Source organism: Bradyrhizobium sp. USDA 4504, assembly GCF_054063995.1.
Genome location: NZ_JBSSGV010000001.1, coordinates 8,383,954 through 8,405,570, shown reverse-complemented (window position 1 = coordinate 8,405,570; position 21,617 = coordinate 8,383,954). Strand labels below are relative to the sequence as shown.

The window sequence follows — 21,617 nt, the reverse complement described above, 5'->3', positions numbered from 1 at the left end:
AACAAACCCCGCGTCAGCAGATATTGGCTGATCGCGAAAACGCCCCGGGAAACCGGGGCGTTTTTTGTTGCCGGTAACCGCTACTCCAATCCCTGCACCTTGGGCATTGCCTGGGTCGGCAGGATCGCGGGAGCGGGCGCCGGCGGCGGCGCACCCTGACCGATGGTCGGAGCCTCGGCTTGCTGGACGGCTTGCTGCGCAGCCTGGGCCTCGGCCGGCTTCGGGGCTGCGGCCTGCTCGGCCGTCGCGGGTGCAGCTGCCTGGGCAGGCTGCGGCGTGGCCGCCTGCGGGACGGCGGCCTGGGCCGCCGGGGCGGGAGCCTGGGCTGCCGCCGGCGCTTGGGCTGCCGCCGGAGCCTGGGTCGCCGGAACCTGAGCCGCCGGAACCTGGGCTTTGGCCCCCAGCGGGTTCCGCTTCGGCACCGGCACGCGGCTGGCGACATGCGGGATCGGGAGTGGCGGGCGCGGCACCCGGGCCTGGATCGGCCGCGGCATCGGCCCGACGGGACCATCGGTCGCGCTCATTTCCTCTTCGTAATTGTCGCCGAGCCGGGAGGCCGGCGTGAAGCGGATGATGTGGCCGTCACGGGCATCGATCACCAGCCGGCCGTCGTCGCCGCCCTGGTCGATCACCGAGATCGTGTAGACGAACCCGCGCTGCCGGGGCGCGCCAAGTGGCAGATAGCCGTTCTCGCGGAGCACGGTATAGACCTCGACCGGCGGCAACAGGCTCGGGACCCGGCCAAAGCGCGGCGGCGGCGGAACCTCGGGCATGGCGGCATAGGGCCCGTCCATGTCGGATACCCTGACCAGAAGCGGGCTGCCGATCCGGGCGGACGTCGCCAGCTGGGCCTCGGCCGAGGCTGCGCTGAGCGCGAGGGCGGCGGCAGCAACCGAACCTGTGAACAACTTCATCGCCGTAACTCCTGTCTGCCCCGCCTTGGAGCGTTTCCGCTCTCTTGCCGGCTTGCCCGGGGCAAAACTTCAGTTTCAAATTCGGCGGTCCTTGGTCCCTCCTTGGGCCAGATCACGGCGTGTTTGCTTCGAATCGGGGGCGCCTCATGCCCGCCGAGCCGTTCGATCCGAGCATGCGGGCGAGGACTTCCTCGCGCTTGTGTGATAGACAAAAATTTGGCAAGGTCTAAGTTAGGACAGTAAAGCTGTCTCAATTTCGAGGCCATCCCGGCATAGGGATTGCAACGAGACCTCGGCGCCCCGAGCTCCGAGAATGCTGCAGGCAGGGCCGTCCCTCAGGGGACGTTGAAACGCCCGTCGTCTGAATTTAGGAAAATGCGGCTCGCGGCGGACGAGCGGTGGCCCGGTGGGTGCCGCAACGTCCAAGGTGCGCCAAATACGGTGGGGCCCTTACGAAAGGGAGAGGACACATGAGCGGGTCGGAATTCGAGCGCGAAAACATCGTGGCAGGAACGCTGTCGGCGACCGCGGACTCGAAAGCCGCCGAGCCCGCGCGTGAGTTGCATACTTGGCGCCCCGAAGCCGAGGGCCTGTACGATCCCAGCCTGGAAAAGGACTCCTGCGGCGTCGGCTTCATCGCCAACATCAAGGGCCAGAAGTCGCACCAGATCGTCTCCGACGCGCTAAACATCCTGTGCAACCTCGAGCATCGCGGCGCCGTCGGCGCCGACCCGCGCGCCGGTGACGGCGCCGGCATCCTGGTGCAGATCCCGCACGCCTTCTTCGCGCGCAAGACCGCGGAGCTCGGCTTCAAGCTGCCGCAGCCCGGCGAATACGCCATCGGCGCGCTGTTCATGCCGCGCGATGCCGCGTGGCGGAACGTGATCAAGAGCATCATCGCCGACGAGATCAAGAACGAGGGCTTCAAGCTGCTCGGCTGGCGCGACGTGCCCAGCGACAATTCATCGCTCGGCGTCACCGTGAAGCCGACCGAGCCCTACCACATGCAGGTCTTCATCGGCCGCAATGGTGCGGCCAAGACCGAGGACGATTTCGAGCGCCACCTCTACATCCTGCGCAAGTCGATCTCGCAGGCGATCTATCAGCGCCGCGACCGCGGCATGGCGGGCTACTATCCGTGCTCGCTGTCGTGCCGCACCGTGATCTACAAGGGCATGTTCCTCGCCGACCAGCTCGGCAAGTACTATCCCGACCTGCATGAGGCCGACTTCGACAGCGCGCTGGCGCTGGTGCATCAACGCTTCTCGACCAACACCTTCCCGACCTGGTCGCTGGCGCATCCCTACCGGATGATCGCCCATAACGGCGAGATCAACACGCTGCGCGGCAACGTCAACTGGATGGCGGCGCGACAGGCTTCCGTGCATTCGGAGCTCTACGGCAAGGACATCAGCCGCCTGTGGCCGATCTCCTATGAGGGCCAGAGCGACACCGCCTGCTTCGACAACGCGCTCGAATTCCTAGTGCAGGGCGGCTACTCGCTGCCGCACGCCGTGATGATGATGATTCCGGAAGCGTGGGCCGGCAATCCCCTGATGGATGAGCAGCGCCGCGCGTTCTACGAATATCATGCCGCGCTGATGGAGCCGTGGGACGGCCCGGCCGCGATCGCCTTCACCGACGGCCGCAAGATCGGCGCGACGCTCGATCGCAACGGCCTGCGCCCGGCGCGCTATCTCGTCACCAAGGACGACCGCATCGTGATGGCGTCCGAAATGGGCGTGCTGAAGATTCCGGAGGACCAGATCGTCACCAAGTGGCGGCTGCAACCCGGCAAGATGCTGCTCGTCGACCTCGAGCAGGGCCGCCTGATTCCCGACGACGAGATCAAGGCCGACCTCGCCAAGAGCCATCCCTACAGCGACTGGCTGCATCGCACCCAGATCCAGCTCGAGGAGCTGCCGGATGCGCCGGCCAAGGGCGTGCGCTCCAACCTGCCGCTGCTCGATCGGCAGCAGGCGTTCGGCTACAGCCAGGAAGACATCGCGATCCTGATGACGCCGATGGCGGCCACCGGCGAGGAAGCCGCGGGCTCGATGGGCAACGACACGCCGATCTCGGCGCTGTCGGACAAACCGAAGCAGCTGTTCACCTACTTCAAGCAGAACTTCGCGCAGGTGACGAACCCGCCGATCGACCCGATCCGCGAGGAAATCGTCATGAGCCTCGTCTCGATCATCGGGCCGCGGCCGAACCTGTTCGACCTGCAGGGCGTCGCCTCGACAAAGCGCCTCGAGGTGCGGCAGCCGATCCTGACCGACGCCGATCTGGAAAAGATCCGTTCGATCTCCGACGTCGCCGAGACCCATTTCAAGTCGCGCACGCTCGACACCACCTTCCACGCCGGGTTCGGCGCGGCGGGCATGGAGCAGGTGCTCGACGAGCTCTGCGCACGCGCCGAGGGCGCGGTGCGCGAGGGCATCAACATCATCATCCTGTCGGACCGCATGACCGGCACCGACCGGATTCCGATCCCGTCGCTGCTGGCCTGCGCCGCCGTGCATCATCACCTGATCCGCACCGGCCTGCGCACCTCGGTCGGCCTCGTCGTGGAATCCGGTGAGCCGCGCGAGGTGCATCACTTCGCCTGCCTCGCCGGCTACGGCGCCGAAGCGATCAATCCCTATCTCGCGTTCGAAACCATCCTCGCGATGAAGGACCGGCTGCCCGGCGCGCTCGACGACTACGAGATCGTCAAGCGCTACATCAAGTCGATCGGCAAGGGCCTGCTCAAGGTGATGTCCAAGATGGGCATCTCGACCTACCAGTCCTATTGCGGCGCGCAGATCTTCGACGCGGTCGGCCTGAAGGCCGACTTCGTCGCCAAGTATTTCGCCGGCACCCACACCCGAATCGAGGGCGTCGGCCTCGGCGAAATCGCCGAGGAGACCGTGCGGCGTCATACCGACGCGTTCGGCGACGGCCAGATCTACAAGAGCGCGCTCGATGTCGGCGGCGAATATGCCTACCGCACTCGCGGCGAGGACCATGCCTGGACCGCGGAATCGGTCTCGACGCTGCAGCATGCCGTGCGTGGCAATTCGCAGGAGCGCTACCGGGCGTTCGCCAAGATCCTCAACGAGCAGTCCGAGCGTCTCTTGACGCTGCGCGGCCTGTTCCGGATCAAGAGCGCCGAGGACGACAAGCGCAAGCCGGTCAAGCTCGAGGACGTCGAGCCGGCCAAGGACATCGTCAAGCGGTTCTCGACCGGCGCGATGTCGTTCGGCTCGATCTCGCGCGAGGCGCACACCACGCTCGCGATCGCGATGAACCGGATCGGCGGCAAGTCGAACACCGGCGAAGGCGGCGAGGAGTCCGACCGCTTCAAGCCGATGCCCAACGGCGACAGCATGCGCTCGGCGATCAAGCAGGTCGCCTCGGGCCGGTTCGGCGTGACGACGGAATACCTCGTCAACTCCGACATGATGCAGATCAAGATGGCGCAGGGCGCCAAGCCCGGCGAAGGCGGCCAGCTGCCCGGCCACAAGGTCGATGCCACGATCGCCCGCGTCCGGCATTCGACGCCGGGCGTCGGCCTGATCTCGCCGCCGCCGCATCACGACATCTACTCGATCGAAGACCTCGCCCAGCTGATCTACGACCTCAAGAACGTCAATCCGGACGGCCAGGTCTCGGTCAAGCTGGTGTCGGAAGTCGGCGTCGGCACGGTTGCCGCAGGCGTCGCCAAGGCGCGCGCCGACCATGTCACGATCGCGGGCTTCGAGGGCGGCACCGGTGCCTCGCCGCTGACCTCGATCAAGCATGCCGGCTCGCCGTGGGAGATCGGTCTTGCCGAGACCCATCAGACGCTGGTGCGCCAGCAGCTGCGCAGCCGCATCGCGGTTCAGGTCGACGGCGGCTTCCGCACCGGCCGTGACGTCGTGATCGGCGCGCTGCTCGGGGCCGACGAGTTCGGCTTCGCCACCGCCCCCCTGATCGCGGCGGGCTGCATCATGATGCGCAAGTGCCACCTCAACACCTGCCCGGTCGGCGTCGCGACCCAGGATCCGGTGCTGCGCAAGCGCTTCACCGGCCAGCCCGAGCACGTCATCAACTACTTCTTCTTCGTCGCCGAGGAAGTCCGCGAGATCATGGCGCAGCTCGGCTACAAGACGTTCGACGAGATGGTCGGCCAGGTCCAGATGCTGGACCAGACCGCGCTGGTCTCGCATTGGAAGGCCAAGGGCCTCGATTTCTCCAAGCTGTTCGTGCGGCAGAAGGAGGAGAAGGGCCAGACGATCTATCACTCGGAGAGCCAGAACCACCATCTGGAAGCCGTGCTCGACCGCCGGCTGATCGAGAAGGCGCAGGCCGCGCTCGATCGCGGCGCCCCGGTCAAGATCGAGGAAGAGATCAACAACACCGACCGCTCCGCCGGCGCGATGCTGTCGGGCGCGGTGGCCAAGATCTACGGCCATGCCGGCCTGCCGCTCGACACCATCCATGTCGGCCTGAAGGGCACGGCGGGACAGGCGTTCGGCGCCTGGCTCGCCAAGGGCGTCACCTTCGAGCTCGAGGGTGAAGGCAACGACTATGTCGGCAAGGGCCTCTCGGGCGGCTGCATCATCGTCAAGCCGCCGAAGATCTCCGGCATTGTGCCGGAAGAGTCGATCATCGTCGGCAACACCGTGATGTACGGCGCGATCGCGGGTGAGTGCTACTTCCGCGGCATCGCCGGCGAGCGCTTCGCGGTGCGCAACTCCGGCGCGGTCGCCGTCGTCGAGGGCGCCGGCGATCATTGCTGCGAGTACATGACCGGCGGCATCGTCGTGGTGCTCGGCAAGACCGGACGCAACTTCGCGGCCGGCATGTCCGGCGGCATCGCCTATGTGCTGGACGAGGCCGGCGACTTCGACAAGCTCTGCAATCTTTCGATGGTCGAGCTCGAGCCGGTGCTGTCGGAGGAGATGATCAACGCCGACACCTACCACCACTCCGGCGATCTCGAGGCGCATGGCCGGGTCGACGTGTTCCAGAACCTGCTCGACTCCGATGTGGAGCGGCTGCACGTCCTGATCACGCGTCACGCCAAGCTGACCGGCTCGAAGAAGGCGGCGGAGATCCTCGCCGACTGGAAGAGCTGGCTGCCGAAATTCCGCAAGGTGATGCCGGTGGAGTACCGCCGCGCGCTGAAGGAAATGAAGGCCAACGCCGACGCCGAGCCGAAGATCGCGATCGGCGCGTAGGGTTCATCACGCGTCATTCCGGGGCGCGCAAGGCGCGAACCCGGAATCTCGCAAGGCAACTTCAAGATTCCGGGTCCGCGCCTTCGGCGCAGCCCGGAATGACGGAACAACTGAGATGCAGGGGCATCGGGTTTCAATGGGTAAGATCACAGGTTTTCTCGAGATCGAGCGGCATGACCGCAAGTACGAGCCGGTCGCCGATCGACTCAAGAACTTCAGGGAATTCGTCATTCCGCTGAGCGAGAAGGACACGCGCGACCAGGCTGCGCGCTGCATGAATTGCGGCATCCCCTATTGCCACGGCACCGGCTCGACCGCGCCGGGCACGCCGGGCTGCCCGGTCAACAACCAGATTCCCGATTTCAACGATCTCGTCTATCAGGGCAACTGGGAAGAAGCCTCGCGCAATTTGCACTCGACCAACAATTTCCCCGAATTCACCGGCCGCATCTGCCCGGCGCCGTGCGAGGCGTCCTGCACGCTCAACATCGACGACAACCCGGTCACCATCAAGACCATCGAATGCGCGATCGTCGACCGCGCGTGGGACAATGGCTGGCTGAAGCCGGAGATCGCTGCCGTTAAGACTGGCAAGAAGGTCGCCGTGATCGGCTCGGGTCCCGCCGGCATGGCCGCCGCGCAGCAGCTCGCGCGCGCCGGCCACGAGGTGCACGTCTACGAGAAGTTCGCCAAGGCCGGCGGCCTGCTGCGCTACGGCATTCCCGACTTCAAGATGGAGAAGGGCATCATCGATCGCCGCGTGGCGCAGATGGAAGCCGAGGGCGTCACCTTCCACTACGGCAAGGCCGTGGGCGGCTCGACGCCCGGTGCGATCGATCCGCAAGAGCTCGCCAAGCAGTATGACGCCGTGGCGCTGACCGGCGGCGCGGAAGCCCCGCGCGACCTGCCGATTCCCGGCCGCGAGCTTTCCGGCATCCACTTCGCGATGGACTTCCTGCCGCAGCAGAACCGCCGCGTCTCCGGCGAGCCGCTGAACGGTGCCGCCGACATCCTCGCCGGCGGCAAGCATGTCGTCGTGATCGGCGGCGGCGATACCGGCTCGGACTGCATCGGCACCTCCTTCCGGCAAGGCGCAAAGTCGGTGACCCAGCTCGAGATCATGCCGGCGCCGCCCGAGCACGAGAACAAGGGCGTGACCTGGCCGAACTGGCCGCTGAAGATGCGCACGTCGTCGAGCCAGGCCGAAGGCGCGGTGCGCGAATTCGCCGTGCTGACGACCAAGTTCGAAGGCGTCGACGGCAAGGTGACGAAGCTGCATTGCGTCAAGGTCGACGATAAGTTCAAGCCGCTGCCCGGCACCGAGTTCACGCTCGACGCCGAGCTCGTGCTGCTGGCGATGGGCTTCGTCCATCCGGTTCACGAGGGCCTGCTCAAGACGCTGGGCGTCGAGCTCGACCAGCGCGGCAACGTCCGCGCCTCCCTGCAGGACTACCAGACCTCGCGCGCGAAGATCTTCTCCGCCGGCGACATGCGCCGCGGCCAGTCGCTCGTGGTCTGGGCGATCCGAGAAGGCCGCCTGTGCGCGCGCTCGATCGACACCTTCCTGATGGGGAAGACCGATCTGCCGGGGTAAGCGCGTCAGCCGCCACGCCACTGCACCCACACACTGAACTGTCATCGCCCGCGAAAGCGGGCGATCCAGTATTCCAGAGACGTCAAGGCTTGAACGGACAGGCCGCGGCGTACTGGGTGCCCCGCCTTCGCGGAGCACGACACCTCATTTGAGATGCGACTCGCGCATCCTCACCGCTAATTCTGCACCCGCACGCCGAGCATCACCACCGTCGACGCCGAGCTCTGTCCCGGCTGGTTGGAATCCAGCCAGTCGCGGCGCAGCGTGCCCTTGATCCAGAGGCTGCGGGTCATCTTGTAGATCAGGTCGCCTGACACCGAGTAGACCGTGTCGGTGCGGTTATCGCCCTGGTAATCGAGCGTGCCGTAGGTGAACTTGCCGATGCCGGTCAGCCAGCGACGGAAGTCGTGATCGACCTCGACGGTGTAGGTGCGTGACAGCACGCCCGAGGTGCCGGGCAGCGTGGTCTCGCCGATCTGGGTGTCGGAATAGAACTTTGCGGTGGTCAGCGGCGTCGCGGTCCAGGTCAGCGAGGCCGTGGTGAGCAGGCCTTCGAGTCGGCTAAGCCGCGGGTCGACATAGTCGCGCATCGCATAGCCGATCGAGATCTCACCGAACAACAGCCGGGTGAACTCGAACGACGTACCGACCTTGGCATAACCGCCCGACGAATTGCGCGCGTAACCGTTGCGGTCGAGATAGAGATCGTGGAAGCGACTGTCGCCCTCGACTTCGACAAAGGGCTTCACGGCTGGATTGAGCTCATAGCTGACACGGCCGACGCCACCGTATTGGGTGAAGTTGCGGTCGTCGTTCGACGAAGAGGTGCCGTCGGTGAGCTTCGACCATTGGTAGTCGGTGCGGTCGATGGTGCCGCCGAGCGAAACCTGCATGCGGTTGAAATGCTGGTCGATGCCGAAGGTGCCGCCGACCGTGGTGTAGATCGGATATCTGGCGAGGCCGGCCTGCACGTTCGGGCTGCCGGGATTGTCGGTCGAGACCAGCAGGCGGGCCTGCCCCAGCAGATGCGTGTCCTTGGTGACGTCGACACGGCCGTCGATATGGCCGGTGAAATTCGGACGGTCGATGTCGAGCGGCGCCGACAGCGGCGTGCCGTCGGCGTTCGGCGTCAGCCCGGAGCCATAGCCGTTGAAGGAGCCGCGCAAATCGGCGACGACGGCGTGACGCTCCCAGTCGGAGACCGCGAGGAATTCCGGCGCGACCATGTAGAACGCCCTGCCCTGCGGCGAGTAGAGCCGACCGGGGTTGGTGTCGTAGCCGGCCATCACCTCGACCGCGGTCTTGACCATGAACGAGCCGGCATAATCGCCGACCGCGCCGAACGGATCGTCGTCGATCTTGAGCCGCTTGCGCGGCGGCTGGCCGACGATGGTGCCGGCCATCGCCGGCGGCAGCGGCGTCTTGTTGGCGGTCTCCGAGGGCGGGATCGACAGCCGCAGCTGCCCCGTGGCGTTCAATGGCGCCGACGTCGGCGGCGGCGAGCCGGGTCCCGCCGGCGGCTTCGGTTTGGCCTGACCCGGATAGTATTTCGGCTTCTGGCGCTTGCGGTTGAGCGAGTCATAGCCCGACGTCGAGGCGCCGTTCGCCGCGGGGAGCCCGTAGGTCGGGACCTGCCCGATCCGCGTCGTCGATGTTGATGTCGATGAAGACGGGGAGGAACGGCGTTCGCGATCGGCGTCGGGCAGCCTCAGGCCGTTGAGCGGATCCATGGCGTCGGCCGTGGTCCGGCGCAGCGGCGAATCCTGCGTGATCACCTGGCTCTGGCGATTGGGGCTGAACAGATCGGGCGTCACGGTCTGGGCCGCGGCGAACCCGGTGGTCACGGTCAGCGCCAGGACGGTCACGGCAGGGCATGGCAAAACCGCGCGGACGAGGCGTCCACGCCGGTCTTGGCCGCTTGCTGGCCGCCGCAACACGATGGAAAAACTCCAACGAATTCACATACTTGTCGGACGAACTCCACCGGGCGGCGGAAAACGTCGTTAATGGAGTTAAAACAATTATGGTTAATGAGCCGTTGAGGATCGGCCGCCGCGCGTCGCATCGCGGAATCGAACGTGCTAAGGGAGACGCCCGGGTGCAAAACCCTCCCTTGGAATCCTAAATGGCCAAACCGAAACCGCTGATGACCAAATCATCCGGCCCCGATGACGGCGCCGTTCAATCGGCGCTCCGCACCCTCGATGCCGAAGCAAGCGGCGTCGCAGCCCTCTCCGCGGCACTGAAGTCCGACCTCGGCGCGCCGTTCGCCGCCGCGTCCGAGTTGATCGGCAATGCCAAGGGACGGCTGATCGTCACCGGGCTCGGCAAGTCCGGCCATATCGGGCGCAAGATCGCGGCGACCTTTGCCTCGACCGGCACGCCGGCGTTCTTCGTGCACGCAGCGGAAGCGAGCCATGGCGACCTCGGCATGATCACGATCGATGACGTGATCCTGGCGCTGTCATGGTCCGGCGAGCAGCCGGAGATGCGCAACCTGATCGCCTATGCCGCCCGCTTCGGCATTCCGCTGATCGCGATGACGGCCGACAAGGACTCGACGCTGAGCAAGGCCGCCGACGTGCAGCTGACACTGCCGAAGGCCCGGGAGGCCTGCCCGCACAATCTGGCGCCGACCACGTCCTCGCTGATGATGCTGGCGCTCGGCGATGCGCTGGCGATCGCGCTGCTCGAGGGCCGCGGCTTCACCTCGACCGATTTCAGCGTGCTGCATCCGGGCGGCAAGCTCGGCGCGCTCCTGAAATATGCCCGCGACCTGATGCATGGCGGCGACGCGCTGCCGCTGAAGCCGCTCGGCACCAAGATGTCGGATGCGCTGGTCGAGATGACCTCAAAGGGTTTTGGCTGCGTCGGCATCGTCGACCGCCACGGCCATCTCGTCGGCATCGTCACCGACGGCGATCTGCGCCGGCAGATGCGTCCCGACCTTTTGACGCTGTCGGTCGACGAGGTCATGACCAGGACGCCGAAGACGATCAGCCGCGACACGCTGGCCGGCGAAGTGCTGGAGCTGCTCAACGCCTCGAAGATCACGACGCTGATCGTGACCGACGCCAAGAAGCCGGTCGGCATCATCCATCTGCACGATCTGCTGCGGGCGGGCGTGGCGTAGAGCCGCGCTTTCTTCCGTCATTGCGAGCGAAGCGAAGCAATCCATCTCTCCCCGCGCGGAGACGTGGATTGCTTCGTCGCTTTGCTCCTCGCAATGACAACTATGCTGGAAATCTTGCCGCGGTTTCTTCCAGCGGCAGGGCCAGCGCGTTGGCGAGGTAGGAGACCGTGCGGTAGAAGCCGCACAAGAGGATGATCTCCAGGATCTGGTCCTCATCGTAATGCGCCAACAGCGCCGCGAATTCCGCGTCATCCAGCGTCGCGCGGACATGCAGCGCGTCGACTGCCGCGATCATTGCTTGTTCGGCCTGCGACCAGCAGCCGGCATCGGCCGCACCGCGCACGGTGGCGTGGACCTGCTGCTCCGTCAGTTCGGCGGCTGCGCCGAACGCTGTGACGTGGACGCCCCATTCGTATTCGCAGGCATTGAGTGCGCAGGTGCGGTCGATCACGATCTCCCGCTCCCTGAGCGACAACGGCCCGCGGTCCAACAGGCTGCCGCCGCGAAACTTCTCCCAGGCGCGCGGATGGCCCGCCATCACGCGGAACAGCATCAGCGGCGGCTTGCCGCGCATGATGCGGTCGAAATGCTGTTGAACGTCCGCCGGATAGGGCGGATCGAGCGGCGCGAGGCGTGACATGGCCTGATCCCGTTGCTACATTTAATGTAGCGATACGCTACAATATCTGTAGTGACTCGCAAGAGGGATTCGAAAGGATTTCGCGGCATGCCGAAGCAGGGCCCAGTCACAAGACCCGGCGTCCGCGGCTCGCGGTCCGGCCGCCCCATCATGGCGCTGCTCGATCTCTTGGGACGGCGCTGGACCTTGCGCATCATCTGGGAGCTGCGCGAGGGCGCGCTGACCTCGCGCGCGCTGCGCACGGCCTGCGACGAGGCCTCGCCGACGATCCTGCAGACGCGATTGACGGAGCTGCGCGAGGCCGGCTTCGTCGAGCTGACGGAGGATGGTTACGGCCTCACCGCGCTCGGCCGCGAGCTATTTGCGACATTCACGCCGCTCAACCGCTTCGCCGAGCGCTGGAGCAAGCAGGGCGGCAGCTAGACCTCGGCGGCCGTCAGTGTGTAGCCCGCATGAGCGGAGCGACATGCGGGATCGGTTTCCCCGGGTATCGCGGAGCCTGTCATCGGGCGCGCATACGCGCGACCCGTTGGCTCACCCGGGCTACGGATTACTCGCCCGAAGCAGCATCCGACGCTCGGGGCCGAGTCGTCGTCGATGGCTCAGGCCAGACTAAGCGATCGCCACCGTCAGGCTGGCGCCGTCGGCGCGGACGACCTTCACCCGGCTGCCGGCCGGCGCATCGGGGCCGGCGACGCGCCACACCGTATCGTCGATCCGCACCGTGCCTGATCCGTCAACGATCGGCTTCTCCAGCGTGAATTCGCGGCCGACCAGGGCTTCGTTGCGGCGGTTGAGGAAGGGATTGGTCTTGCTTGCCGCCGACGCGCCCTTCGCGAAATGCCGCCACGCCGGCACCGCCAGGGCGGCGAACACTGCGAACATCAAGAGCTGTATCTGCCAGGACGGCGTGAAGGCGAACGACAGCAGGCCGACCAGCAGTGCCGCGAGCCCGAGCCAGAACAGGAACACCCCGGGCGCCACAAGCTCCAGCGCCATCAGGATGAAGCCGAAGATCAGCCAGTTCCAGGTACCCAATGTCGAAAACATCTCGGCCATGACGTGACCTCTACCATTGCGGGCGCGACGCCGTCACGCCCTTACCGCTGCGGCGGCACCGGAGGCGGCGCCGTCGGGCCGGCCGGCGGCACTGAGCCGCCGCGCCGTGCTGCGGCCGTAGCGGACGCCGCACTCTCGCCGAAGGTAGCGCGGGCGATCTCGCCGATGCCGGCCAGCGAGCCCAGCACACTCGAGGTCTCGATCGGCAGCATCAAGACCTTCTGGTTCGGCGATTCCGCGAGTTGGCCGAACGCCTTGATATACTTGTCGGCGATGAAATAGTTCAGCGCGGCGACGTCGCCCTTGGCGATCGATTCCGACACCATCTGGGTAGCCTTGGCCTCGGCCTCGGCAAGCCGTTCGCGCGCCTCGGCGTCGCGGAAGGCGGCCTCGCGGCGGCCCTCGGCCTGCAGGATCTGACCCTGCTTGGCGCCCTCGGCGCGCAGGATTTCGGATTGCCGCTGGCCCTCGGCCTGCAAAATGTCGGCGCGCTTGACGCGCTCGGCCTTCATCTGCCGGCCCATCGCCTCGACGAGGTCGGCCGGCGGCACGATGTCCTTGATCTCGATGCGGTTGACCTTGACGCCCCAGGGCGACACCGCGGCGTCGACCACGCGCAGCAGCCGCTCGTTGATCTCGTCGCGATGCGACAGCACCTGATCGAGATCCATCGAGCCCATCACCGAGCGGATATTGGTCATCGTCAGGACGGTGATCGCCTGGTTGAGATTGGCGACCTCGTAGCTCGCCTTGGCGGCATCGAACACCTGGTAGAACGCGACGCCGTCCACGGTCACGGTGGCGTTGTCCTTGGTGATCACCTCCTGCTCGGGGATGTCGATCACCTGCTCCATCATGTTGATCTTGCGCCCGATGCGATCGAAATAGGGCACGATCAAATTGAGGCCGGGCGACAGCGTGCGGGTGTATTTGCCGAACCGCTCGATGGTCCAGTCAAAACCCTGCGGAACGGTCTTGATCCCGGCGAACAGCGTAACGATGACGAGAAGAACAAACGCGATCGCGAAAACGTCGAAGCCAGTCATAAAGTCCTCCAGGGCCGGCGAGACCGTCGCCAGTCACGGTCGTGCATTGGTCGGCAGGACCGCTCCGCCGGTTCAGCCGGCTGTTGTTCTCCCTAGCACATAGGAAGCTGCTGTCGGATGACCAGATGCCAACGAATGCCCGTGCCCGGTGTCACGGATCGTTAACAATCAAATCCAGCCTTGTTAAATCCAGCCTTGTTAGATCCAGCCTTGCAGCTCGCGCAGCACGAGCTGGCGGATCACGTCCATGCCGCCGTCGCTGTCGTTGAGGCAGGGGATCGCCGCGAATTGCTCGCCGCCATTGTGCCGGAAGATCTCGGCATTCTCCTGCGCGATCTCCTCCAGCGTCTCCAGGCAATCGGCGGAGAAGCCGGGCGTGACCACGGCAATGCGCCGCACGCCGTCCTTGGCGAGTTTCTCGACCGTCTTGTCGGTATAGGGCTGCAGCCACTCGGCCTTGCCGAAGCGCGACTGGAAGGTGAGGATCAGCCGGTTGGCATCGAGCCCGAGCCGCTTGCGCAGCGCATTGGTCGTGGCGATGCATTGCGCCTGATACGGATCGCCCTTGTCGACATACTCCTTCGGCATGCCGTGGAACGACGCGACGATGATCTCGGGGTGGAACGGCAATGTCGCGAGGTGCGCATTGATCGAGACCGCAAGCGCCTCGATGTAGTCGGGATCGTCGTAGTAAGGCGGCGTCACCCGCAGGATCGGCTGCGCGCGCATGCCGGCCAGCACGCGAAACGCCTCATCGCAGACCGTCGCCGACGTCGCGGCGGAATATTGCGGATAGAGCGGCACCACCAGCAGCCGGCCGCAGCCCTGCGCCGCCAGCGCCTCGATGCGCTGCTTGATCGAGGGGTTGCCGTAGCGCATCGCCCAGTCGACCACGACGTGGTCGTGATCGGCGATCGCCTCCGCCAGCTTGTCGGCCTGCGAGCGCGTGATGGTCTTCAGCGGCGACTCGTTCTTCTCGGTGTTCCAGATCTTCAGATAGTCGCGCGCCTTGCGGGCCGGACGGACCCGCAGGATGATGCCGTTGAGGATCAGCTTCCAGAGCAGGCCCTGATCCTCGATCACCCGCGGATCGGACAGAAATTCCTTGAGATAGACCCGCACGCCGGCGGCATCCGCCGTATCGGGCGTGCCGAGATTGACCAGCAGCACGCCGACGCGTTCCGGCTTCGGCGCCGCGGCAGACTTCGCGCTCTCGAAGGGGATCACCGTGCTCATGATGGCCTTGCGCTTGATATCCTTCGCCTGGGAGCTTTGGGCTTCGCGCGTTGCTCCAACCTTGTCAAGCCGAGTGCGGGTTGGCTACGTTCCCCTGCGGAATAAGGGGGAACCATGACGATCGCCGAATGGTGCGTCTTCGGGACGCTGATGCTCTCGCTGCTGACGATCGTGTCGGTGAAGTGGACCGGCTTCCGCAGCTTCGACAATGCCAGGCCGCGCGATCCCGACTTCTACGACGACCCGATCCGCTCGCGGGCGCTCGGCGCGCACCAGAACGGCATCGAGGCCTTCCCGTTCTTCGCCTTCGCCGTGCTGCTCGCCGAATTCCGCGTCGGCCCGCTGCGGCTGATCGACGAGCTCGCCGTGCTGTTCCTGATCGTGCGGATCGCCTACGTCTTCACCTATATCGGCAATCGCCCGACGCTGCGCTCGATCCTCTGGAGCATCGGTTTCGCGATCAACATCGCGATCTTCCTGCTGCCGGCGATCAGGGGCTATCTGACGAGTTGAGCCTGTTTCTTCTCCCTCTCCCCGTTCTTACGGGGAGAGGGCTGGGGTGAGGGACCGTCTCCGCAAATTCGATGGAAGCGAGCGTGCGGAGACTCCCCCTCACCCGAAATTCGCGCACGCGAATTTCGACCTCTCCCCGCAAGCGGGGCGAGGTGACTTCAAAGGCACGTCGCGCGCTCGGCCGCGATGTAGCCGAACAGCAGCCCGAGCCCGAACAGCAGCACAAGGCCCGCGGCGGCGAACTCCAGGCCGCGCATGATGACCATGCCGCCGCCGTCGCGCGCCGCGCTCAGCCGCTCCGCCACGCCGCGCGCCGACACCGCGACCAGCGCGATCGCCGCCACCGTGATGGCGGTGCCGAGCCCCATCACGAAGGTCGCGGCAATGCCGGCCCAGAACAGGCCCTGCGCCAGCGCGAACACCAGCACCAGGATCGCGCCCGAGCAGGGCCGGATCCCGACCGTGAGGATCGCGCCGAGCCCCCGCCGCCAGCCGCCAGGACCGGCGAGCTCGGCCGGCGTCGGCCCGTGCGAATGGCCGCAATGCTCGTCATGGACGTGCTGCGCGTCATGCCCGTGATCGTGACCGTGATCATGATGATGCCCGTGATCGTCATGCGCGTGACGGTGATGGTGATCATGGCGGTGGTCGTGGTGATCGTGATCATGGTGGTCGTGATGATGCGCGCCGGCCATCGCCAGCGCCGGCCGCGGCGCCTGCAGGGCGCGGAAGAAGCTGCCGCCCTTGACCCAGACCAGCCGGGCGCCAAACGCCGCGATCAGCGCGTAGCTTGCGATCTCGATCGCCTTCTCCGCCCCGCACATCGTCTTCGCGGTCGCGTTGAGCAGCCAGGCACAGATGCCCACGATGAGAACGGCGACCACCGACTGCATCAGCGCCGAGGCGAACGACAGCACGATGCCGCGCCGCGCGGTCTCGCGATTGGCGACCATGTAGGACGAGATCACCGCCTTGCCGTGGCCGGGGCCGGCGGCATGGAAGATTCCGTAGGCAAAGGAGATCGCAAGCAGGGTCCAGACCGCCGAACCGTCGGATTTCGCGGCGCGGATCGCCTGCGAAATCTCGCGATAGAACTCCGACTGTTTCGCCAACAGCCAGCCGACCAGCCCGCCCTGCGACTCCGCCGCGCGCGGCGCACCGAACGGATTTTGCGCCAGCAGCGCATGAACGGCGCCATCGAGCAGCGCAAACGCCGCCAGCACGGCCGCGGCCACGGCGAGGCCGCGCGTCACGCGCGAGACGATTGGCGTCATGGGCACTCCACCGAGACCTTGTTGGCGAACATCATGCCGAAATTGCCGTTGCCGCCGTCGAGAAAGGTCTGCTCGCCGAGCTTCTGCGCGGCGGCGGTGCCGTCGCTATTCGGCCGCTCGAACTGCATCTTGCAGCCCGCCGCGGCGCCGACCAGCTTGACCGGCTCCTTCTCGGCATACTGAAAGTCGATGAAATAGGTCGGGTCGAACACTTCGAGCGCGAGCTGCCGGGCCTTGAACGGCGTCTTCACCGGCAAGGTGAAGTGCAGCGTCAGCGCCGAATCCTTGTATTCGAGGAAGTAGTCGACCGGTTCGGTGAACTTCTGCTTCTTGCCGTCGCCCTTGGCGAAGGTGAAGTAGGCGTATTCCTTCAGCGACTCGACATTGGTCTGCGCCAGCGGCGCCAGCTCCTCGCGGCTGTAGGCGCCCTTCACCTTGGTCTCGATGCCCTGCAGCGCGTAGGTCGAGAACATGTCGTCAAACGTCCAGGCGTGGCGGACTCCGGTGATGGTGCCGTCGGGCGCGTAGATCAGCTCGCTCCTGGCGACGATCCAGACATGCGGATGAGCCTCGGCGGCCGCCGTGCCGAGCACGACGGACGCCGCAAGCACGAGCCAGCCGATCAGCCGGTTCAACGACGGCCGCACCTCAGGCCGCCTCGGGCGTTTCGAGCAGGCCGCGACGGCGCAGCAGCGCGTCCGGCTCGGGCTCGCGGCCGCGGAAGGCGACATAGGCCTCCTCCGGATCGCGCGAGCCGCCCGACGAATAGATGTCGTCATGCAGCCGCTTGGCGGTCGCGGGATCGAAGATGTCGCCGGCCTCCTCGAAGGCGCCGAAGGCGTCAGCATCCATCACCTCCGACCACATGTAGCTGTAGTAGCCGGAGGCATAGTGGTCGCCGGAGAAGATGTGGCCGAACTGGGTCGGCCGGTGCCGCAGCGATATCTCGGCGGGCATGCCGATCTTCTCCAGCTCCTTCTGTTCGAAGGCGCGGACATCCCAGCTCGCCGCTGCCGGCTGGGTGTGGAATTCGAGGTCGACCAGCGCCGAGGAGACGAACTCCACGGTGGCAAAGCCCTGGTTGAACTTGCGCGCGGCGAGGAAGCGCTTGAGCAGGTCGTCCGGCAGTGCCTCCCCGGTCTGGTAGTGGCGGGCGAAGCGCTGCAGCACCTCGGGCCGCTCCTGCCAGTGCTCATAGAGCTGCGAGGGCAGCTCGACGAAGTCGGTGAACACGCTGGTTCCGGACAGTGACGGATAGGTCACGTTGGACAGCATGCCGTGCAGGCCATGGCCAAACTCGTGGAACAGGGTCCGCGCGTCGTCGGGCGACAGCAGCGACGGCGCGCCATCGGCGCCCTTGGCGAAGTTGCAGACATTGATGACCAGCGGCGCGACGGCACCGTCGAGCTTCTGCTGGTCGCGCAGCGAGGTCATCCAGGCGCCGGAGCGCTTCGAGGGTCGCGCGAAGTAGTCGCCGTAGAACAGCGCCTTGTGCTGGCCATCGCGGCCCTTGACCTCCCAGACCCGGACGTCCGGATGCCACACCGGGATATCCTTGCGCTCCTCGAAGGTGACGCCGAACAGGCGGGTGGCGCAGTCGAACGCGGCCTCGATCATGTGGTCGAGCACCAGATAGGGCTTGATCGCGGAATCGTCGAAATTGGCGCGGCGCTGGCGCAGCTTCTCGGCGTAGTAGCGCCAGTCCCAGGACGCGAGGGTGAAATTGCCGCCCTCCTCCGCGATCAGCGCCTGCAGCGCGTCGCGGTCGGCGAGCGCCCGCGCTCGCGCCGGCTTCCAGACCCGCTCTAGGAGGCCGCGTACGGCCTCCGGCGTCTTGGCCATGGAATCCTCGAGGCGGTAGGCGGCGTAGGTCGGGAAGCCCAGGATCTTGGCGGTCTCCTCGCGGAGCCTGAGGATCTCCACGATGGTGGCGTTGTTGTCGTTGGCGTTGCCATTGTCGCCGCGCGCCGTGAAGGCCTTGTAGACCTTCTCGCGCAGGTCGCGCCGCGACGAGCTTTGCAGGAACGGCTCGACCGAGGAGCGCGACAGCGTCACGATCGCCTTGCCCGGCATGCCGCGCTCTTCCGCCGCAGCCGTGGCGGCCGCCACAAATGTGTCGGAGAGGCCGGCGCGGTCGTCCTCGCCGAGCTCCATGAACCACTCCTGCTCGTCGCCGAGCAGATGGTGGCTGAACGAGGTGCCGAGATGGGCGAGGCGCTCGTTAATCTCGGCCATGCGGGCCTTTGCCGCATCGTCGAGGCCGGCGCCGGAGCGGCGGAAGCGGGTGTAGGTGCGTTCCAGCAGCCGCATCTGCTCGCCAGTCAGGCCGAGGGAGGCGCGCTTCTCGTGCAGCATGGCGATGCGGCCAAACAGCACAGCGTTCATCATGATCGGATTCCAGTGCCGCGCCATCCGGGGCGACACCTCCTTGTCGATCTCCAGGATCGCCGGGCTCGAATGCGCCGAGACCAGGTCGTAGAACACCGCCGAGACCTTCGACAGCAGTTTGCCGGAGCGCTCCAGCGCGGTGATGGTGTTGTCGAAGTCGGGCAGCGCCGGATCGTGGGTGATCGCAGTCACTTCCGCGGAATGATCGGCGAAGGCCTGCTCGAAGGCGGGCAGGAAATGCTCCGGCTTGATCTCGGCGAACGGCGGCGTCTCGAGCGGCGTCCGCCATGCCTTCAGGAGGGGGTTGGCAAGAGCCTGAGCCTTGGCGTCTGCGCTGGTTTCTGACATCGAATGTCCCGTTTTTCGCCTTGAAAATGCTGCCCAATCTATATCACGCGATACGGCATTTTTGGGCCTTTTGCGCTTGATAGATGGGCACTTTTCGGAGAGATTGCGCCCCCTGAACAGGACCTATTTCATGACCATGCAGCCCTCCACCTCAGGCAACCGCACCATCGCCTGGCCAAGCGTCATCACCGTGATCTCGGCGGCGATCCTGATCGGCGCGGAAGTGTTCGGCGCGGCGTTCGCCGGCGGCTGGGCGCTCGCGATTCTGCTCGGGCTCGACGACGTCGCCGCACACATCCTGCAGGCGGTGCTGTTCGGCATCGGCGTGCTGATCATGATCGCCTTCATCCGCGCAGCTCAGCGCGTCGAGCCGTTCACGCGTCGCGCGTGAGTTTGAGCGATTCAAGAAAGCACTGCGGCACAAGGCTAAAACGCACACACGCTTCGTTAGTCATTCTTAACAGCCGTTCATCTTCAGCGCGTCCGACGCGTGCTGCGCGCGACATCGCAAGCACGCGTTAGGGAAATTTGCCGCTATCGCAAAAAAAATCTTGCGCCACGAAGTCAAAAGACTTATTTCCTGCCTTGCCCAATTTCGCACGTGCCTGTGGTCGTGTGTCAGTCGGTAGGTATCCGGACAAGAGGCCGGACAGCCGCCAAGGGGTGGAAGAACCGAGGGTCGCTTACGTCCATCAGGACACGAGGCGGCCAGCATCTCTCTCCAGGGATGCCGTTGAAGGTCTCACCACTCTTTGCAACCGTGACTGGCAGCCGGAGGCGAACCGGCGCACCCCGCTCTCAACGGGGGACGCGACTTAAAGCAACGACGGATCGGGCTTTTTTGGTCTCTACCGGCGGTCCAACGCCGGCCCGGGCTACTGAAAAGGCTTGTCCTTCATTGCCAGGTGATCGGGCGGGAAACTCTCCCAACCAATCCACGGCAGCACAGTCTGGTTTGAGTCTCTTGGCCTCAACGCGCCTCCATCGCGCGATGTGGCCGAAGCGCTCTTACCCGACGTCACGTTGATGCGGATCCCGTCGCTGGGGCCGTTGGAGAGTGCCATGACTGAACGTATCCAGGAATTCCTGCGCCACCGCCGCCAGGATGGTCTCGACACCGAGCCGTGCCTCGTCGTCGACCTCGAAGTCGTGCGCGACAACTACCAGACCTTCGCGAAGGTGCTGCCGGACAGCCGCGTGTTCTACGCGGTGAAAGCCAACCCGGCGCCCGAAGTGCTGTCGCTGCTGGCCTCGCTCGGCTCCTGCTTCGACACCGCGACGGTTGCGGAAATCGAGATGGCGCTGGCCGCCGGTGCGACGCCGGACCGCATCTCCTATGGCAACACGATCAAGAAGGAGCGCGACATCGCGCGTGCCTTCGCGCTCGGCATTCGCCTGTTCGCGGTCGATTGCGCCGCCGAGGTCGAGAAGATCGCCCGCGCCGCCCCCGGCGCCAAGGTGTTCTGCCGCATCCTCTATGACTGCGCCGGCGCCGAGTGGCCGCTGTCGCGCAAGTTCGGCTGCGACCCGGAGATGGCGGTCGACGTGCTCGACCTCGCCAAGCGCCTGGGCCTGGAGCCGTGCGGCATCTCGTTCCATGTCGGCTCGCAGCAGCGCAAGGTGAAGGCGTGGGACCGCGCGCTCGCGATGGCGTCGACCGTGTTCCGTGACTGCGCCGAGCGCGGGATCAACCTCACCATGGTCAACATGGGCGGCGGCTTTCCGACCAAGTACCTCAAGGACGTTCCTCCGGTCCTGCAATATGGCCGGTCGATCTTCCGCGCGCTGCGCAAGCATTTCGGCAACCAGATTCCGGAGACGATCATCGAGCCGGGCCGCGGCATGGTCGGCAATGCTGGAATCATCGAGACCGAAGTCGTTCTGATCTCGAAGAAGAGCGACGAGGACGAGGTGCGCTGGGTCTATCTCGACATCGGCAAGTTCGGCGGTCTCGCCGAGACGATGGACGAGTCGATCCGCTACGCCATCCGCACCCCGCATGACGGGGCGGACATGACGCCGTGCGTGCTCGCGGGCCCGACCTGCGACAGCGCCGACGTGCTGTACGAGAAGCTGCCGTATCCGCTCCCGGTGACGCTCGAGATCGGCGACAAGCTGCTGATCGAAGGCACCGGCGCCTATACGTCGACCTACTCGTCGGTGGCGTTCAACGGCATTCCGCCGCTGAAGACCTACCACATCTGACCCGCCTCGTTTTCGAGGCCCGATAAACCGGGAGCCGGCCCCGCCGGCTCCTCCCCGATC

Annotated in this window: 16 protein-coding genes; 7 read left to right on the top strand and 9 right to left on the bottom strand. The window is 65.8% G+C overall.

Features of this window, described 5'->3' with window-relative positions; all coding sequences use genetic code 11:
• Positions 1–80 precede the first annotated feature (80 nt).
• Positions 81–914 (bottom strand): hypothetical protein, encoded by an 834-nt coding sequence (locus ACVMB1_RS39475; protein ID WP_076827684.1) that lies wholly within the window; start codon positions 912–914, stop codon positions 81–83.
• Positions 915–1,384: 470 nt separating this feature from the next.
• On the opposite strand from ACVMB1_RS39475, the gene gltB reads away from it, so the two are divergent.
• Both gltB and ACVMB1_RS39465 read left to right on the top strand, forming a co-directional pair.
• Entirely contained in the window at positions 1,385–6,121 is a 4,737-nt protein-coding gene (gene gltB / locus ACVMB1_RS39470) for a glutamate synthase large subunit (protein WP_076827686.1), read from the top strand.
• A 136-nt stretch (positions 6,122–6,257) separates the two neighbouring features.
• Positions 6,258–7,715 (top strand): glutamate synthase subunit beta, encoded by a 1,458-nt coding sequence (locus tag ACVMB1_RS39465; protein WP_076827688.1) that lies wholly within the window; start codon positions 6,258–6,260, stop codon positions 7,713–7,715.
• 176 nt (positions 7,716–7,891) lie between these two features.
• On the opposite strand, the gene ACVMB1_RS39460 is transcribed toward ACVMB1_RS39465, so the two are convergent.
• On the bottom strand, positions 7,892–9,580 hold the full coding sequence (locus tag ACVMB1_RS39460; protein ID WP_141342901.1) for an outer membrane beta-barrel protein: 1,689 nt from the start codon (positions 9,578–9,580) through the stop codon (positions 7,892–7,894).
• Between the two features lie 260 nt (positions 9,581–9,840).
• On the opposite strand from ACVMB1_RS39460, the gene ACVMB1_RS39455 reads away from it, so the two are divergent.
• Positions 9,841–10,848 (top strand): KpsF/GutQ family sugar-phosphate isomerase, encoded by a 1,008-nt coding sequence (locus ACVMB1_RS39455; protein WP_057016246.1) that lies wholly within the window; start codon positions 9,841–9,843, stop codon positions 10,846–10,848.
• 100 nt (positions 10,849–10,948) lie between these two features.
• On the opposite strand, the gene ACVMB1_RS39450 is transcribed toward ACVMB1_RS39455, so the two are convergent.
• Complete coding sequence (locus tag ACVMB1_RS39450) at positions 10,949–11,488, bottom strand: carboxymuconolactone decarboxylase family protein (protein WP_076827692.1); 540 nt, start codon at positions 11,486–11,488, stop codon at positions 10,949–10,951.
• 87 nt (positions 11,489–11,575) lie between these two features.
• On the opposite strand from ACVMB1_RS39450, the gene ACVMB1_RS39445 reads away from it, so the two are divergent.
• Complete coding sequence (locus ACVMB1_RS39445; protein ID WP_076827694.1) at positions 11,576–11,911, top strand: winged helix-turn-helix transcriptional regulator; 336 nt, start codon at positions 11,576–11,578, stop codon at positions 11,909–11,911.
• Between the two features lie 189 nt (positions 11,912–12,100).
• Here ACVMB1_RS39445 and ACVMB1_RS39440 read toward each other — a convergent pair whose 3' ends face one another.
• The 3 genes from ACVMB1_RS39440 to hemH form a co-directional block, all read right to left on the bottom strand.
• Entirely contained in the window at positions 12,101–12,547 is a 447-nt protein-coding gene (locus tag ACVMB1_RS39440) for an NfeD family protein (protein ID WP_456849728.1), read from the bottom strand.
• A 41-nt stretch (positions 12,548–12,588) separates the two neighbouring features.
• Positions 12,589–13,593, bottom strand: coding sequence for an SPFH domain-containing protein (locus ACVMB1_RS39435; RefSeq protein ID WP_076827695.1), 1,005 nt, complete (start codon positions 13,591–13,593; stop codon positions 12,589–12,591).
• Positions 13,594–13,791: 198 nt separating this feature from the next.
• Entirely contained in the window at positions 13,792–14,829 is a 1,038-nt protein-coding gene (hemH, locus tag ACVMB1_RS39430) for a ferrochelatase (protein WP_057016241.1), read from the bottom strand.
• A 114-nt stretch (positions 14,830–14,943) separates the two neighbouring features.
• Between hemH and ACVMB1_RS39425 the strand changes: the two genes are divergently transcribed.
• Entirely contained in the window at positions 14,944–15,342 is a 399-nt protein-coding gene (locus ACVMB1_RS39425; RefSeq protein ID WP_016842609.1) for an MAPEG family protein, read from the top strand.
• Positions 15,343–15,500: 158 nt separating this feature from the next.
• On the opposite strand, the gene ACVMB1_RS39420 is transcribed toward ACVMB1_RS39425, so the two are convergent.
• From ACVMB1_RS39420 to ACVMB1_RS39410, 3 genes are read right to left on the bottom strand one after another with little or no spacing between them, the layout of a single operon-like run.
• The gene (locus ACVMB1_RS39420) at positions 15,501–16,616 is read right to left on the bottom strand and encodes a nickel/cobalt transporter (protein ID WP_194295350.1); all 1,116 of its coding nucleotides are present in this window, start codon (positions 16,614–16,616) and stop codon (positions 15,501–15,503) included.
• Entirely contained in the window at positions 16,613–17,251 is a 639-nt protein-coding gene (locus ACVMB1_RS39415) for a DUF1007 family protein (RefSeq protein WP_076827781.1), read from the bottom strand. The genes ACVMB1_RS39420 and ACVMB1_RS39415 overlap by 4 nt, the downstream gene beginning before the upstream one ends.
• A 13-nt stretch (positions 17,252–17,264) precedes the next feature.
• Positions 17,265–19,352 (bottom strand): M3 family metallopeptidase, encoded by a 2,088-nt coding sequence (locus ACVMB1_RS39410; protein ID WP_076827699.1) that lies wholly within the window; start codon positions 19,350–19,352, stop codon positions 17,265–17,267.
• Positions 19,353–19,482: 130 nt separating this feature from the next.
• Between ACVMB1_RS39410 and ACVMB1_RS39405 the strand changes: the two genes are divergently transcribed.
• The gene (locus tag ACVMB1_RS39405) at positions 19,483–19,743 is read left to right on the top strand and encodes a hypothetical protein (RefSeq protein WP_028332864.1); all 261 of its coding nucleotides are present in this window, start codon (positions 19,483–19,485) and stop codon (positions 19,741–19,743) included.
• Positions 19,744–20,414: 671 nt separating this feature from the next.
• Entirely contained in the window at positions 20,415–21,557 is a 1,143-nt protein-coding gene (locus ACVMB1_RS39400) for a type III PLP-dependent enzyme (protein WP_057016239.1), read from the top strand.
• Positions 21,558–21,617: the final 60 nt, after the last annotated feature.